This is a genomic window from Paracoccus sp. UBA889 (assembly GCA_002294185.1).
Lineage (GTDB): Bacteria > Pseudomonadota > Alphaproteobacteria > Rhodobacterales > Rhodobacteraceae > Paracoccus.
Genome location: DBFD01000050.1, coordinates 70,326 through 84,069, shown reverse-complemented (window position 1 = coordinate 84,069; position 13,744 = coordinate 70,326). Strand labels below are relative to the sequence as shown.

Annotated in this window: 12 protein-coding genes; 6 read left to right on the top strand and 6 right to left on the bottom strand. The window is 68.3% G+C overall.

Translation table 11 applies throughout. The features are described 5' to 3' along the window. Genes B4L36_RS10125 through B4L36_RS10110 form a run of 4 tightly spaced genes read left to right on the top strand, consistent with a single transcriptional unit; the run spans position 1 to position 3,574 of the window. Entirely contained in the window at positions 1-1,125 is a 1,125-nt protein-coding gene (locus B4L36_RS10125) for an amidohydrolase/deacetylase family metallohydrolase (protein ID WP_292956317.1), read from the top strand. Between the two features lie 4 nt (positions 1,126-1,129). Then, complete coding sequence (locus B4L36_RS10120; RefSeq protein WP_292956314.1) at positions 1,130-2,134, top strand: ABC transporter ATP-binding protein; 1,005 nt, start codon at positions 1,130-1,132, stop codon at positions 2,132-2,134. After that, on the top strand, positions 2,131-3,114 hold the full coding sequence (locus B4L36_RS10115) for an ABC transporter ATP-binding protein (protein ID WP_292956311.1): 984 nt from the start codon (positions 2,131-2,133) through the stop codon (positions 3,112-3,114). The genes B4L36_RS10120 and B4L36_RS10115 overlap by 4 nt, the downstream gene beginning before the upstream one ends. Further along, positions 3,083-3,574, top strand: coding sequence for a RidA family protein (locus B4L36_RS10110; RefSeq protein ID WP_292956308.1), 492 nt, complete (start codon positions 3,083-3,085; stop codon positions 3,572-3,574). Before B4L36_RS10115 ends, B4L36_RS10110 begins: the two co-directional genes overlap by 32 nt. On the opposite strand, the gene B4L36_RS10105 is transcribed toward B4L36_RS10110, so the two are convergent. Further along, complete coding sequence (locus B4L36_RS10105; protein ID WP_292956305.1) at positions 3,565-4,362, bottom strand: IclR family transcriptional regulator; 798 nt, start codon at positions 4,360-4,362, stop codon at positions 3,565-3,567. The genes B4L36_RS10110 and B4L36_RS10105 overlap by 10 nt on opposite strands. 70 nt (positions 4,363-4,432) lie before the next feature. Between B4L36_RS10105 and B4L36_RS10100 the strand changes: the two genes are divergently transcribed. Then, the gene (locus tag B4L36_RS10100) at positions 4,433-5,656 is read left to right on the top strand and encodes an aminotransferase class V-fold PLP-dependent enzyme (protein ID WP_292956302.1); all 1,224 of its coding nucleotides are present in this window, start codon (positions 4,433-4,435) and stop codon (positions 5,654-5,656) included. A 148-nt stretch (positions 5,657-5,804) separates the two neighbouring features. After that, positions 5,805-6,776 (top strand): siderophore-interacting protein, encoded by a 972-nt coding sequence (locus B4L36_RS10095; RefSeq protein ID WP_292956299.1) that lies wholly within the window; start codon positions 5,805-5,807, stop codon positions 6,774-6,776. Positions 6,777-6,819: 43 nt separating this feature from the next. Here B4L36_RS10095 and B4L36_RS10090 read toward each other — a convergent pair whose 3' ends face one another. The 5 genes from B4L36_RS10090 to B4L36_RS10070 form a co-directional block, all read right to left on the bottom strand. Beyond that, a complete protein-coding gene (locus B4L36_RS10090; RefSeq protein WP_292956296.1) occupies positions 6,820-7,587 on the bottom strand; it encodes an ABC transporter ATP-binding protein in 768 nt (255 codons plus the stop codon). Then, positions 7,584-9,557 carry a Fe(3+)-hydroxamate ABC transporter permease FhuB gene (fhuB, locus tag B4L36_RS10085; RefSeq protein ID WP_292956293.1) on the bottom strand — a complete coding sequence of 658 codons (1,974 nt, stop codon included), beginning with the start codon at positions 9,555-9,557 and terminating at the stop codon, positions 7,584-7,586. The genes B4L36_RS10090 and fhuB overlap by 4 nt, the downstream gene beginning before the upstream one ends. Next, on the bottom strand, positions 9,554-10,411 hold the full coding sequence (locus B4L36_RS10080; RefSeq protein ID WP_292956798.1) for an iron-siderophore ABC transporter substrate-binding protein: 858 nt from the start codon (positions 10,409-10,411) through the stop codon (positions 9,554-9,556). Before B4L36_RS10080 ends, fhuB begins: the two co-directional genes overlap by 4 nt. Before the next feature lie 56 nt (positions 10,412-10,467). After that, complete coding sequence (locus B4L36_RS10075) at positions 10,468-12,555, bottom strand: TonB-dependent siderophore receptor (protein ID WP_292956290.1); 2,088 nt, start codon at positions 12,553-12,555, stop codon at positions 10,468-10,470. Positions 12,556-12,703: 148 nt separating this feature from the next. After that, on the bottom strand, positions 12,704-13,744 hold a 1,041-nt coding region (locus B4L36_RS10070), incomplete at its 5' end, for a peroxidase family protein (protein WP_349675825.1).

The following is a 13,744-nucleotide window of genomic DNA, read 5'->3' as shown; positions in this document are numbered from 1 at the left end:
TTGGCCCTGAAACTGACCAATTTCCGCGCCACCGGCTTCGACGCCGCCCCGGACGAGATCTTCGTGGGTGATGACGGCCTTGTCGCCAGTGCCCCCGTGGGCGGCGCAAAGGTGCTGGACCTGAAGGGCGCCTGGCTGTCGCCCGGCTGGTGCGACCTGCATGTCCATGTGTGGCATGGCGGCACCGATATCTCGATCCGCGCCTCCGATGCCGGGCGGCCCACCGGCGTGACGGCGATGGCCGATGCCGGTTCGGCAGGCGAGGCCAGCTTTCACGGGTTGCGCGAATATGTGATCGAGCCGGCCAGCGAGACGATCAAGGCGTTCCTGAACATCGGCTCGATCGGGCTGGTGGCCTGCAATCGGGTGCCCGAGCTGATCGACTGGCGGTCCATCGACATCGACCGGACGCTGGCGGTGATCGAGGCCAATCGCGACGTGATCTGCGGCATCAAGGTGCGCGCCTCGGGCGTGATCGTGGGAAGTTGGGGCATCACCCCCGCCAGGATCGCCAAGCGGGTGGCCGAGATGACCAACCTGCCGCTGATGGTCCATGTCGGCGAGCCGCCCCCGCTGATCGACGAGGTGTTCGCGATCCTGACGCCCGGCGATATCGTGACCCATTGCTTCAACGGCAAGCCCGCAGGCTCGATCCGCGACACGGAGGCGCTGTTCCGGATGGCGCAGGATCTGGCCGAACGCGGCATCCTGATGGATATCGGGCATGGCGGCGCGTCATTCAACTTCAGGACCGCGCGGGAATCGATGGCCGACGGGCTGCGGCCGTTCTCGATCTCGACCGATCTGCACGCCCATTCGATGGCCAGACCGGTCCATGACATGGCCACGACCATCGCCAAGTTGCTGGCGGTGGGCCTGCCCTTCGACGAATGCATCCGCGCCGTGACCCAGGCCCCGCGCGGCTTCCTGGGCCTGTCGGGGCGCGACGGCCTGGCGCCGGGGACGCGGGCCGATTTCACCGTCTTCGATCTGGAGGACAGCCGGGTCGACGCGATGGACAGCCAGGGCAACCACATGGTGATGGAACGGATGTTCGAGCCGCGCATGACCGTGCTGGGCTGCGACGCGCAACCCGCCGCGCGCCGCCTGCCGCCAGAGGGCTAGAACCATGAGCGATGCCAGCAGCGACACGATCCTGTCGGTTCAGAACCTTGGCGTCAGTTTCGGGCGCGGCCGCGCCGCCGTGACCGCGCTGCGCGATGTCAGCTTCAGCCTTGAACGGGGCCGGACGCTGGCGCTGGTGGGCGAAAGCGGATCGGGCAAGTCGCTCACCTCGCTGGCGCTGATGGGACTGCTGCCGCCTTCGGGGCGGGTGCGGTCGGGGCGGCTGGAATTTCGCGGCCGCGACGGATCGCTGACCGATCTGGCGGGTCTGGACGCGGCGGGGTTCCGGCGGCTGCGCGGCCCCGGCATCTCGATGATCTTCCAGGAGCCGATGTCCTCGCTGAACCCGCTTTTCACCATCGGCGACCAGATCGGCGAGATGCTGTTCCTGCACGAGACCCTGCCGGCGGCGCAGCGCCGCAAGCGGGTGATCGAGATGCTGGAACTGGTCGAAATTCCCGGCGCGGCCGCCCGCGTCGATGCCTATCCGCACGAATTGTCGGGCGGGATGCGGCAGCGGGTGATGATCGCCATGGGCCTGATCTGCAACCCGGCCCTGCTGATCGCGGACGAGCCGACGACGGCCCTGGACGTGACCATCCAGGCGCAGATCCTGGACCTGATGCGGCGGCTGCAGAAGGATCTGGGCATGTCGATCCTGTTCATCACCCATGACATGGGTGTGGTCGCGGAAATGGCCGATGACGTGGCGGTCATGTATGCGGGCGCGGTGGTCGAACAGGCCGGCGTGATGGACCTGTTCGACGACACCCGCCATCCCTATTCGCAGGGTCTGCTGAACTCGATCCCGCGCGAGGGGCTGGCCGCTGGCGAAAGGCTGGTCCCGATTGCGGGCACGGTGCCGGCGCTGACCGACCTGCCGCCAGGCTGCGCCTTCGCGCCGCGCTGTCCCCATGCGCGGGCCGAATGCCGCGCGCCGGTGGCGCTGCGGGAAAAGGCGCCGGGCCATCTGGCGGCCTGCATTCTGGAACGGGCGGTGCCGGCATGAGCGACGCGCTGATCCGGATCCGCAACCTGACCAGGCGGTTCCACACGCCGTCCGGCATCGTTCACGCGGTCGAGGATGTCAGTTTCGACATTCCGCGCGGCTCGATCACCGGGCTGGTGGGCGAAAGCGGCTCGGGCAAGACCACGCTGGGCCGCACGCTGCTGCGGCTGGTCCAACCATCGGCCGGGCAGATCCACTTTGACGGCACCGACATCACCACCCTGCCCGACGCCAAGATGCGCGACATGCGGCGGCGGATGCAGATCATCTTTCAGGATCCGATGTCATCGCTGAACCCGCGCCTGAAGGTGGGCGATCTGGTGGCCGAGGGCCTGCGCGCCCATGGCATCGGCACCCGCGCCGAGCGCCGCGATCGCGTGGCCGCGCTGCTGGAGGAGGTCGGGCTGAGCGCCGATCACATGAACCGCTATCCTCATGCCTTCTCGGGCGGGCAGCGGCAGCGGATCGGCATCGCCCGCGCCCTGGCGCTGGAGCCGGAATTCATCGTCGCCGATGAAAGCGTCTCGGCGCTGGACGTGTCGATCCAGGCGCAGGTGCTGAACCTGTTGCTGGATCTGCGGCAGAAGCGGAACCTTACGATGCTTTTCATCGCCCATGACCTGTCGGTGGTGAATTATCTCTGCGATCAGGTCGCGGTGCTGTATCTGGGCCGGCTGATGGAGATCGGCCCCGCCGCCGCGATCCACAAGGCGTCGGCCCATCCCTATACCCGTGCGCTGAATTCGGCCATTCCGCTGCCCGATCCGCGCGCGGCACGGGGCCGGACGCCGCTTCAGGGCGATATTCCCAGCCCGCTGAACCCGCCATCGGGCTGCGTCTTCCGCACCCGATGCCCCCATGCCGCCGAAATCTGCGCCCAGGGCGCGCCCACGGCGCATCCGGTCACGCCCGATCACCAGAGCCATTGCAAGAGAGCCGAGGATCTTTATGGACATCACGTCGCTGCCAACCACGCCTGAGACGCGGCTGGTCCGGATCGGGATCACCCTGCCCGACGCCGCGCCGAAACCCATCGGATCATTCCGCAATGTCCGGGTTTCGGGGGGGATGATCTATGTCTCGGGCCAGGGGCCGGTCCGTGCCGATGGCAGCCTGATCCGCGGCAAGGTCGGAGCCGAGATCAGCGCCGAGGAGGCTCGTGATCATGCCCGGCTGGTCGCGATCAACATCCTGTCGGCGCTGCGCGATGCGCTTGGTTCGCTGGACCGGGTGGGCGGCGTGGTCAAGCTGTTGGGCATGGTCAATGCCGATTCCGATTTCGAACGCCATCCCTTCGTCATCGACGGCGCCTCCGACCTGCTGGCCGAGGTGTTCGGCGAAACCGGCATCCATGCCCGGTCGGCCTTTGGCGTGGGATCGCTGCCCAACCGCATCCCGGTCGAGATCGAGGCGATCTTCGAGGTCGCGGATCAGCGGTGATGCAGCCCAAGCGCCTTTTCCACCGATCGCGCCGCCTCGCGCACGGCCTCGGCCACAAGGTCGAACTTGTCGGGAACGCGGTGCTTGGGCATGACCACCGACAGGGTCAGCTGGCAGGTGCCGTCCTGTCCGCGCACGGGCGCGGCGATGCAGGCCACCTGATCTTCGGAGGTGTCGATCTGCACCGACAGCCCGTCCAGGAAATCGCGCCGGGACAGGTCGGCCAGGATCGCCGGATCGGTCTCGGCCAGCCCGGTATTGGAAGGACGCGCACATTCGGCAAAGACCGCCAGCCGTTCGGCATCGGGCAGATGGCCGATCAGCAGCCGCCCCGAGGCGGTCCAGTTCAGCGGCACCCGCGTGCCCACATCCGAGGTGACGCGGAACGGCCCCGAACCCTCGGCCATGGCCACGACCTGCATCATCCCCTCGTCGCGGGCGCAGATCTGGACCATTTCGGCCACCCGTTCGTTCAGCGCGAACATGGCGCGCTCGGCCTCGTTGAAGGCGTTGACGCGGGCGCGGTAGGCCAGGCCGTACCGCATCAGGCGCGGCCCCAGCCAGGCGCGGCCATCGGCGCTGCGCGACAGCATGTTCCGTTCGGTCAACTCGTCGATCAGCTTGTAGACGGTCGAGGGCGGCGCGCCCGTCGCCCTGGCCAGGTCATAGGCGCTCATCGGCTGGTGCCGCTCGGTCAGGATATCGAGGATCTGAAGCGAACGGTCGATGCCGCTGGTCCGGCTGCGCCGCGTCGTCTGGATGTCGGCCGGGCCGGGATCGTCGCTCATCGTCGTTTCCATCGTTTTGATGCAACCTACGCAATTATGGAAATCTTCTCAAGCGCAGAAAGGCTCTCCCATGCTTGGAAATACCGGATACCCCGTCGATTGGTCTTGGCATGACGCGCAGGGCTTTGCGCGGGTGATCAACACGTCGGGTACGATGACGTCACTGGGCGGGTCGATCGCCACCCGCCGGGTGGCCGAGGCGACCGCCGCCGCGATGCCCCGCTTCGTCCGTATCCACGAGATGCAGGCCCGCGCATCCGAGGTGATCGCGCAATTGACCGGCGCCGAGGCCGGGTTCCTGACCGCCTCGGCCAGCGCCGGGATCACACTGGCGGTCGCGGGCTGCATCACCGGGCTGGATCCCGCGCGCGCCGAGGCGCTGCCGGGCGATCCGGGGCCCGGCAACGGCGTCGCGGTGCAGATGGGCCATCTGTGCGAATATGGCGCGCCGGTCAGCCAGGCCATCGCACTGGCGGGGGGCGCCACGCGGATCGTCGGGCAATCGACGCTGGCCAAGGATTACCAGCTGGATGCCGCGCTGGAGGGTTGCGCCGCGGCGCTGTATGTCGTGTCGCATCATGTGGTGGATTACGGGATGATCCCGTTGGAGACATTCGCGGCCATCTGCCATGCCAGGGGCGTTCCGGTGATCGTGGACGCGGCCTCGGAATATGATCTGACGGGATTTCTGGCCGGGGGTGCCGATATCGCCATCTATTCGGGCCACAAGTTCATGGGCGGGCCGACCTCGGGGATCGTGGCGGGGCGCAGGGATCTGATCCGCGCGGCCTATCTGCAGAATATCGGCATCGGCCGCGGCATGAAGATCGGCAAGGAAAGCATCGCCGGCGCCATCGAGGCGATGGCGCAGTGGATGGAACGCGATCACGACGCCATCCGGGCCGAGGAAACCCGCGCGCTGGACATGTGGAAGACCGCCATCGAAGGTCTGCCGGGCATCACCCCGGTCCGCATTCCCGACCCTACCGGAAACCCGCTGGAGCGGTTGCAGGTCTGGGTCGATCCGGCACGCGCGGGGGCCAGCGCCGCGCAATTCGCCGAGATCCTGGGTCGGCAGGATCCGCCGCTGATCGTGCGCGGACACGAGGTCGAGCAGGGCTATTTCCAGCTGGATCCCTGCAACCTGATGCAGGGTCAGGCCCGGATGGTGCGCGATATCCTGGTCGCGGGGCTGAGCGATGGCGCGGCGGCGGCCGCGATCGACGCCAAGGCCGCCGCGGCCGCCGCCCGGAACGGCGGCACGCAGGCCTATATGGACTGGCTGGCAGGTTGATCGGCGCCGGTCCATCTGCCCTGCGACTGAGCGACGAACCGAAGCCGGCGCGATCCTGCGCCCGCCGCGCGGCCTTGCCAAAGGGTATTGTTGAGTAAATCACTTCGTTTTATCGTCCGGCCAGTTTCGACATCGGAAAGGGTCAGGCATGTTCGACCGCAGCCACCGATCAAGGGGACGGATCGCCCACAGATCAGGCGCCGCAGCCGTCGCACTGAAGGCGCGGGCCGCCGCCTGGGATCTGCCTCTGGTCGAAACGGATGAGGGGCTGTGCCTGTTTCTCTGGAACTGCGAATTGCGCCTGACGCCCGAGGGCGCCGGCCTGCGCATCGATCTGGCCGCACCGGATCAACGGATGCTGGCCACGCTGCGCGACAGCGCCTCGGAATTGTTCGACGAGGCCGGGTTGGCGGTCGCGTGGGATCATGTCGATACTGGCGCGCTGGCGCCCGGGCTTTCACTGGTGCGGGTGCTGTCCGTGATGCGGCGCAGCCCCGGCTTTCTGCGGATCCGGCTGCGCGGTGCGGACATGCCACGCTTTGCCCAGGACGGCCTGCATTTCCGGCTGCTGATCCCGCCGCCGGGCCGCGCGCCTGTCTGGCCACGGATCGGCGCCTCGGGACGGACCATCTGGCCCGACGGGGCGGATGCGATGCACAGGCCGGTCTATACCGTGACCGGGCAGGATCAGGACTGGCTGGATTTCGACGCGTTCGCGCATGCGGACAGCCCGACCTGCGATTGGGCGCTGGCCGGACCCCAGGGCCAGCAGGTGGGCATCACCGGTCCCGGTGGCGGCTGGTGTCCCGATGCGCGGCGGCTGTTCCTGTTCGGCGACCAGACGGCCCTGCCGGCCATTGCCCGGATGCTGGTTCTGGCGCGCGGCAGGGTGCGCGCCGTCCTGCGCTGCGCGCCCGAGGATATGGGGCCGCTGGCAAACGATCGCCGCGTGATTGCCAGCGACGATCTGCTGGGCGCATTGGCCCTTCTGGGGCCTCTGGATCAGAACGATCACGTCTGGTTCGCGGGACCGGCCAACGAGGCGCGGTCGGCCAGACGGATGTTGCGGGATCGCGGCCTCGACAAGACCGGATACACGGCCGCGGCCTATTGGGGCTGAGCCTTGCCGGCAATGGCAAGGGACCGCGCGGCATCCGGATTTATCAGGCGGGAATGGCCACGCGGGCGCCATCGTCGCGGGTCAGCACCTGCATCCCCAGGCCATAGATCCGGGCCAGCATCGCCGGTCGCATCAGCGCGTCGGGGTCGCCCTGCATCACCAGCCGGCCGCCCTTCAGCGCCAGGACATGATCGCAGAACCGGGCCGCCATGTTGACGTCGTGCAGCACGATCACCGCGCTGCGGCCCTGATCGTGGCACATCCGCCGCACCAGGGACAGCACCTCGACCTGATGGGCGATGTCCAGCGCCGAGATGGGCTCGTCCAGCAACAGGGTGCCCGCCTGCTGCGCAATCATCATCGCAAGCCAGGCCCGCTGCCGCTCGCCCCCCGACAGCGTATCGACAAGGCGGCCGGCCATCGGCTCCAGCCCGCATTCAGCAAGCGCAAGGGCGATGGCCTGACGGTCGCGCGATCCGATGCGGCCAAGCGCGCCGTGCCACGGATAGCGGCCAAGCGCGACCAGTTCGCGCACCAGCATCCCTTCGGCCGGCGGGGTCGTCTGCGGCAGATAGCCCAGCCTGCGGGCATAATCGCGCGGATGCCAGTCGCGCAGGTCGCGGCCTTCGAAGCTGACGCGGCCCGTGCAGGGCATTTGCCGGGCCAGCGCCTTCAGCAGGGTGGACTTGCCCGAGCCGTTGTGACCGATCAGCGCGATCACCCGCCCCGATGGCAGATCGGCGTCCAGCCCTTTTATCAGCCGGCGCCCGGCGACATCGACGCCAAGTCTGCGGATCGCGAAAAGGCTCATCCCGGACGCCTCGTGATCAGCCAGATCAGCCAGGGTGCCCCCAGAAGCGACGCGAAAAGGCCCAGCGGCAGATCATAGGGAAAGCCCGCCATCCGGGAACCGAAATCGGCGGCCAGCATCAGGCCGGCCCCGATCAGCGCGGCACCGGTGACGTGATGCGATGGCCGCGCCAGGCCCAGCCGGCGCGCCAGATGCGGCGCCATCAGCCCGACGAAGCTGAGCGGGCCGACGAGCACCGTCGCGGCGCCGGTGCCGATCCCCGACAACAGGATCAGAAACAACCGCGCGCGCCGCAAGGGCAGGCCCAGCCCGATCGCCGTCTCGCCGCCCAGTGGCATCAGCGCCAGCCATCGACGCACGCCGAGACAGGCCGCCAGCATCCCCGCCGCGACCAGGCTCAGGGCCAGGGCGCCGCGCATGCCCACGCCCGAGGATGATCCCGCCAGCCAGCCCAGGATGACCCAGGATCGCGCGTCGCCCGTGGCCATGATCGCCGACAGGACCGCGGTCGCCAGCGCCGATATCGCGATTCCCGCCAGCAGGATGCGTTCGGGCGGCATGTCGCGGCTTGCGGTGAAGGCCGCGACCAGGGCCAGCGCCACGGCCCCGCCGATCGTCGCGCCGGCGCCCAGCAACGCCGCTGTCGGGGCGACGGCAACGAACACCACCGCAGCATAGCCCAGCGAGGCGCCGCCCGACACGCCCAGCACCTCGGGCGAGGCCAGCGGATTGGCCGTCAGCCGTTGCAGGATCGCGCCCGCCATGGCCAGCGCCGCCCCGGCCGAGGCGGCGGCGATCAGGCGCGGCAGGCGCATCGGCAGGAAGGCGGCAAGGCTTTGCGGGTCCAGCAGCAGCCAGCCCTGCGGGCCGCGCCCGATCCACAGCATCGCCAGCGCCGCCGCCAGAGCCCCGATCGCCAGGGTGATCAGCAGGCGCGCCGGCCGGGCGCGGCGCGGGGCGGGGCCTTCGGCGGTCTCGGTTCCCGGCGGCGTGGTGCCGCGCAGGCGGGGCAGCAGCCAGATCAGCAGCGGCCCCCCGATCAGCCCGGTCACGGCACCGGTCGGCAATTCAGCCCCGCCGGCGGCCGCAAGGCCAAGCACCAGCCCGTCGCACAGCGACAGCAGCGCCGCCCCGATCACCGGCGACACGGCAAGATTTCCGGCGATGCCGCGCGCGCCCAGGATGCGCGCAAGCGCGGGCGCCGCAAGGCCCACGAAGGCGATCAGCCCCAGTTCGGCCGAGACGCTGGCGGCGATCCAGACCGCCAGCGCGACCGCGGCCAGACGCATGCCGGCCACGTTCATGCCCAGACCCGAGGCAGAGCCCGCCCCCAGCGACAGCATGCGCAGCGGCCGCACCAGCAGCGCCGCGCCGATCCCGCCCAGGGCAACGACGGCCGCCAGCGCGCGCACGCCCGACCAATCCTGTTGCGCCAGCGCGCCGCCATTCCAGATCACCAGCGACAAAAGGTAATGTCCCCGCGCCAGCGTCACCGCCGTGGCGATCGCGGCGGCGGTCATCCCGACCAGCAGGCCGGCGACCACCATCGTCACCGGGGCGAAACCGCGCCGCGCGCCGATGCCCAGAACCAGCGCCGCGGCCAGTCCCGCCCCGCTCAGCGCCACCGGCCACCGGCCATGCGACAACAATCCGGGCCACAGGATCGTCGCCAGAACCAGCGCCAGCTGCGCCCCGGCCGAGAGACCCAGAGTCGTCGGATCCGCAACCGGGTTGCGCAGCACCGCCTGAAGGATTGCCCCCGACAGGCCAAGTGCCGCCCCCGCCAGCAGGGCGATGATTCCGCGCGGCATCAGCCCGAAGGCCAGCAGGATCTGGGGCAGGCTCATCGCCTCAGGCCGGAACGGCGGCGCCGGCCAGGCCTGCATGGGCAACAGGCCGCGAGCCGCAGTCAGCCACATCAGCGCCGAGGCCGCCAGCGACAGCAGAAGAAGGGGCAGGGCACGGGTCATGTGGCGCGGCGCGGTCCGGTCTGGAAGGCTGCGGCCAACAGTTCCGCAAAGCGCAGGGCCGCAGGCGCGCCGCCGAACGCATTGACCCGTTCCAGCCGATACAAGCGGTTCTCGCGGACCGGCGGCAGCGCCTGCCACAGAACGCTGCGCGACAGGTCGCGTCGGGCCTCGACCGGGACATTGCCGACGATGACCAGCCGCGCCTCGGGCATCGCAGCCAGGCGTTCCATCGGGACGGGCGCGAGAAAGCTGAACCGGGTCTTGCCGGACCAGGCGTTTTCCAGGCCCAGCCGGGTCAGCGTGCTGCCGAACAGGCTGTCGGGGCCGAAGGCCCGGACATGGCGCGCATCGCCGATCTCGATCAGCGCCACCGGCCTGTCCCGAAAGGCGGCAAGCCCGGTCGCCACGCCGTCCAGCGCGGCTTCGGCGCGGGTCCGGGCACACCGCCCGGCGCCCGGATCCCCGATCGCCCGCGCCAGATCGTCCAGCGCCGCCAGCGCGCGAGGCAGGGGCGGGTCGCCCGGCCTGTAGAAGGTCAGCGACAGCACCGGCGCAATCCGGCGCAGCTTGTCCTCGTAGCGGGTGTAGAAGGGCGAGGTCAGGATCAGGTCGGGGCGCGACAATTGCAGCAATTCGAAATTGGGCGAGCCGCGCAGGCCCAGATCGGTCACGTCCCGCGGCACGGCGGGCGTCACCGCATCGGCACGAAAGCGCAGCAATTCGCTCGCGGCGACCGGCATGTGGCCGATGGCAATGGCGGTTTCCAACATCGCCCAGTCGATCGCGGCCAGACGTTGCGCGGGGGCGGCTGCAGCCGCTGCGGCGGTCACGCGCAGGGGCAGCGCCGCCACCATCAGGCCGGCGGCGGTCAGGACGGCGCGACGTTCGGTCCGGAACGCGGCCCGTCCCGTCACCACGTGTAGGCGACCCTGGCGCTGACAGCGCGTCCTTCGCCATACGAGCAATAGGAAAATCCGCAGGCGCTGACATAGACCTCGTCGGTCAGGTTGGTCAGGTTCAGCGACATCTCGACATTGTCGGCGGTATAGCCTGCGGCCAGATCGATCAGCGTCACACTGTCCAGTTCGGCGGAATTGGCCGCATCGATGTAGCGTTCGCCGATATAGCGGACCCCGCCGCCCAGCCGCAGGCCGTTGCCGAATTCCCGGTCGATCCACAGGCTTGCAAGATGGTTGGGCGCATCGGCCAGTTCGTTTCCGTCCAGCGGATCGCCCGAGGGCGCGACCTGTTCGGTTTCGTTATAGGCATAGCCGCCGCGCAGTTTCCAACCTTCGGCGATCTCGGCCGTGGCCTCGATCTCGAACCCGCGCGATGCCACCTCGCCGATCTGGCGCAGGCCGCTGATGCCGCCTTCCAGGACCGAACGGTTCACATTCGTCTGGCGCAGGTCGTAGAGCGCGGCGGTCATCAGCCCATCGAACGCGGTGGGCCGGAATTTCACCCCCAGTTCCCATTGCTTTCCCTCGGTCGGGCGCAGGGCATTGCCGTCGATATCCTGGCCGGCCTGCGGATCGAACGAGGTCGCATAACTGACATAGGGCGTGACGCCATTGGCCATGACATAGGCCAGACCCAGGCGGCCGGTGAGCTGGTTGTCCTTGTAGTCCGCGGCGCTTCCGTAGCGTTCACCGGTCTGTTCCACCCAATCGTAGCGCAAACCCAGCGATCCGCGCCAGTTGCCGTATTCGATCTCGTCCTGCGCATAGAGGCCCGCCTGACGCAGCAGCGAGGGCCCGGCATTGGGCTGACCGAAGAAATTGCGGCCCCCGGCATTATAATCGGGATCGCGCCAGTTCAGGTCGGTCGCGGTGCCGAACTGGCTGCTTTCATAGGCGTCGTATTGACGGATATCGGCGCCGAACAGCAGCCGGTGGACGGCCTGCCCGGTCGTGACCTCGCCGGCCAGACGGGTGTCGAGGCTGATCGTCTCGCTGTCCTCGCTCTGCCGGCTGGAGCCGCGGCTGAACCTGTCCTCGCCGGTGACGGCGATCGCGTAGGTGCTGCGATAATCCCAATCCAGTTTCTCATAGCGGAATCCCTGGCTCAGCGTCCAGCCGCCGTCCAGTTCGTGGCTCAGTTCCAGGCTGACGCTGGCGGCGGTGCGGTCGCTGTCGTCCCAGTCTTTCTGGCCGGTATACAGATCGCGCAAGGAATCGCCGTCGCCCGTCCGGGTCAGCGCAAAGGGCACACCCGTCGGCGACATCGGCGCATCCCTGGTATAGTTCGCCATCAGGTCGATGGTGGTGCCGTCATCGGGTCGCCAGCGCATCGCCCCGGCCAGATAGCCGCCCCTGTCGGTCAGATCCTCGATCTGGGTGCTGTCGTCCCGGCGGATGCCCGTCAGACGCCAGGACAGGGCGTCGGACGGGGCGCGGTTCATGTCGAAGAACGCCTGCGCGCTGCCGGTGCTGCCATAGCCGATCCCGGCCTCGCCGAAATCGCCATCCTGCGCCCGTTTCTGGACCAGATTGATCACGCCCAGCGGCGATCCGGCCCCGTAAAGCGATGATGACGGGCCGCGCAGAACCTCGATCTGCTGCACCCCGTACAATTCCTGCCCGATCGCCCCGAAATAGCGACCCTGACGCAGGCCGTTGATATATTGAGCGTTATCGGCCCTGAAGCCGCGGATATAAGGGGTGTCGAAGCGTGGATCGACGCCAAAGGGTTCCGCCAAAACGCCGGCCGTGTAGCCAAGCGCCTGGCCCAGGTTCCGCGCGCCCTGATCCGTGATCTGATCGGAGGTGACGACCGAAACCGATTGCTGCATCTCGGCTATGGGCGTGTCCGATTTGGTTGCGGCTTGCGAATAGTCGCTGACATAACCCTCGGCGGCGCTGGTCGCGCCGGTCGTTGCGGTCAGCGTGATCGTGTCCAGAACGACCGGAGCTTCGCCCTGCTGCGCGGTGGCGAAAGCCGCCGACAGCGCAAGAACGCTGACGCTGGCGATCGGAAGGATGCTGAATCGGGAAATCATGTCTGCCTGCCGGAAAAATCACTGTCCGACAGGATGTTGACAAAAAAACTTGGCTATTGTCAATGGTTCCCGACTGTATTTGTCGGAATAAGGCCGGCGGCAGTAGTTTCTGCCGCCGGCCCGTTCGTCGCGATGCCGGAAGCTGCGATCAGGCCAGATCGAAGCGGTCCGCGTTCATCACCTTCGTCCAGGCGCGGACGAAATCACGCAGGAATTTCTGTTTGTTCCCGTCGCAGGCATAGACCTCGGACAGGGCCCGAAGCTGCGAGTTCGAGCCGAAGACCAGATCGGCGCGGGTCGCGGTCCACTTCTTTTCGCCCGTCGCCCGGTCGCTGCCCTCGAACAATTCGGCCGAGCCTTCGACGGCCTTCCACTCGGTCCCCATATCCAGCAGGTTGACGAAGAAATCGTTCGTCAGCGTGCCGGGCGCGTCGGTGAAGACGCCGTGGCTGGACTGGCCGTGATTGTTGCCCAGAACCCGCAGGCCGCCGACCAGCACGGTCATTTCCGGCGCGGTCAGGGTCAACAATTGCGCCCGGTCCACCAGCAGCTTTTCGGTGGGCACGCTGTAATCGGCCTTCAGGTAGTTGCGGAAACCGTCGGCCTCGGGCTCCAGCACCTCCAGTCCCTCGGCATCGGTCTGTTCGGCGCTGGCATCCATCCGGCCCGGCGTGAACGGCACCTCGATGCCGCCGCCCGCGGCCTTCTCGATCGCGGCGGATCCGCCCAGCACGATCAGGTCGGCCAGCGAGATTCGCTTGCCGCCGGTGGCCTTGCCATTGAAATCGGCCCGGATGCCTTCCAGCACCGACAGGACGCGGGACAGCCGTTCGGGCTGGTTCACCTCCCAGTCCTTCATCGGCGCCAGCCGGATCCGCGCGCCATTGGCCCCGCCGCGCTTGTCCGAACCGCGGAAGGTCGCGGCCGAGGCCCAGGCGGTCTGCACCAGTTCCGGCACCGACAGGCCCGAGCCGAGGATCTGATCCTTCAGCGCGGCGATGTCGGCCGCATCGACCACAGGATGATCGCAGGCCGGGATCGGATCCTGCCACAGCAGATCCTCGGCCGGGACATCCTTGCCCAGATAGCGCGCCTTGGGGCCCATGTCGCGATGCGTCAACTTGAACCAGGCCCGCGCGAAAGCCTCGCGCAGCTGATCGGGATTTTCATGGAACCGGCGCGAGATCGG

Bases quoted from the DNA above. Each gene is read 5' to 3' on its own strand.
- B4L36_RS10105 (WP_292956305.1), bottom strand. From the start codon at position 4,362: ATGAGCGACGATCCCGGCCCGGCCGACATCCAGACGACGCGGCGCAGC.
- B4L36_RS10090 (WP_292956296.1), bottom strand. From the start codon at position 7,587: ATGAGCCTTTTCGCGATCCGCAGACTTGGCGTCGATGTCGCCGGGCGC.
- B4L36_RS10095 (WP_292956299.1), top strand. From the start codon at position 5,805: ATGTTCGACCGCAGCCACCGATCAAGGGGACGGATCGCCCACAGATCA.
- fhuB (WP_292956293.1), bottom strand. From the start codon at position 9,557: ATGACCCGTGCCCTGCCCCTTCTTCTGCTGTCGCTGGCGGCCTCGGCG.
- B4L36_RS10115 (WP_292956311.1), top strand. From the start codon at position 2,131: ATGAGCGACGCGCTGATCCGGATCCGCAACCTGACCAGGCGGTTCCAC.
- B4L36_RS10080 (WP_292956798.1), bottom strand. From the start codon at position 10,411: ATGGTGGCGGCGCTGCCCCTGCGCGTGACCGCCGCAGCGGCTGCAGCC.
- B4L36_RS10110 (WP_292956308.1), top strand. From the start codon at position 3,083: ATGGACATCACGTCGCTGCCAACCACGCCTGAGACGCGGCTGGTCCGG.
- B4L36_RS10075 (WP_292956290.1), bottom strand. From the start codon at position 12,555: ATGATTTCCCGATTCAGCATCCTTCCGATCGCCAGCGTCAGCGTTCTT.
- B4L36_RS10120 (WP_292956314.1), top strand. From the start codon at position 1,130: ATGAGCGATGCCAGCAGCGACACGATCCTGTCGGTTCAGAACCTTGGC.
- B4L36_RS10100 (WP_292956302.1), top strand. From the start codon at position 4,433: ATGCTTGGAAATACCGGATACCCCGTCGATTGGTCTTGGCATGACGCG.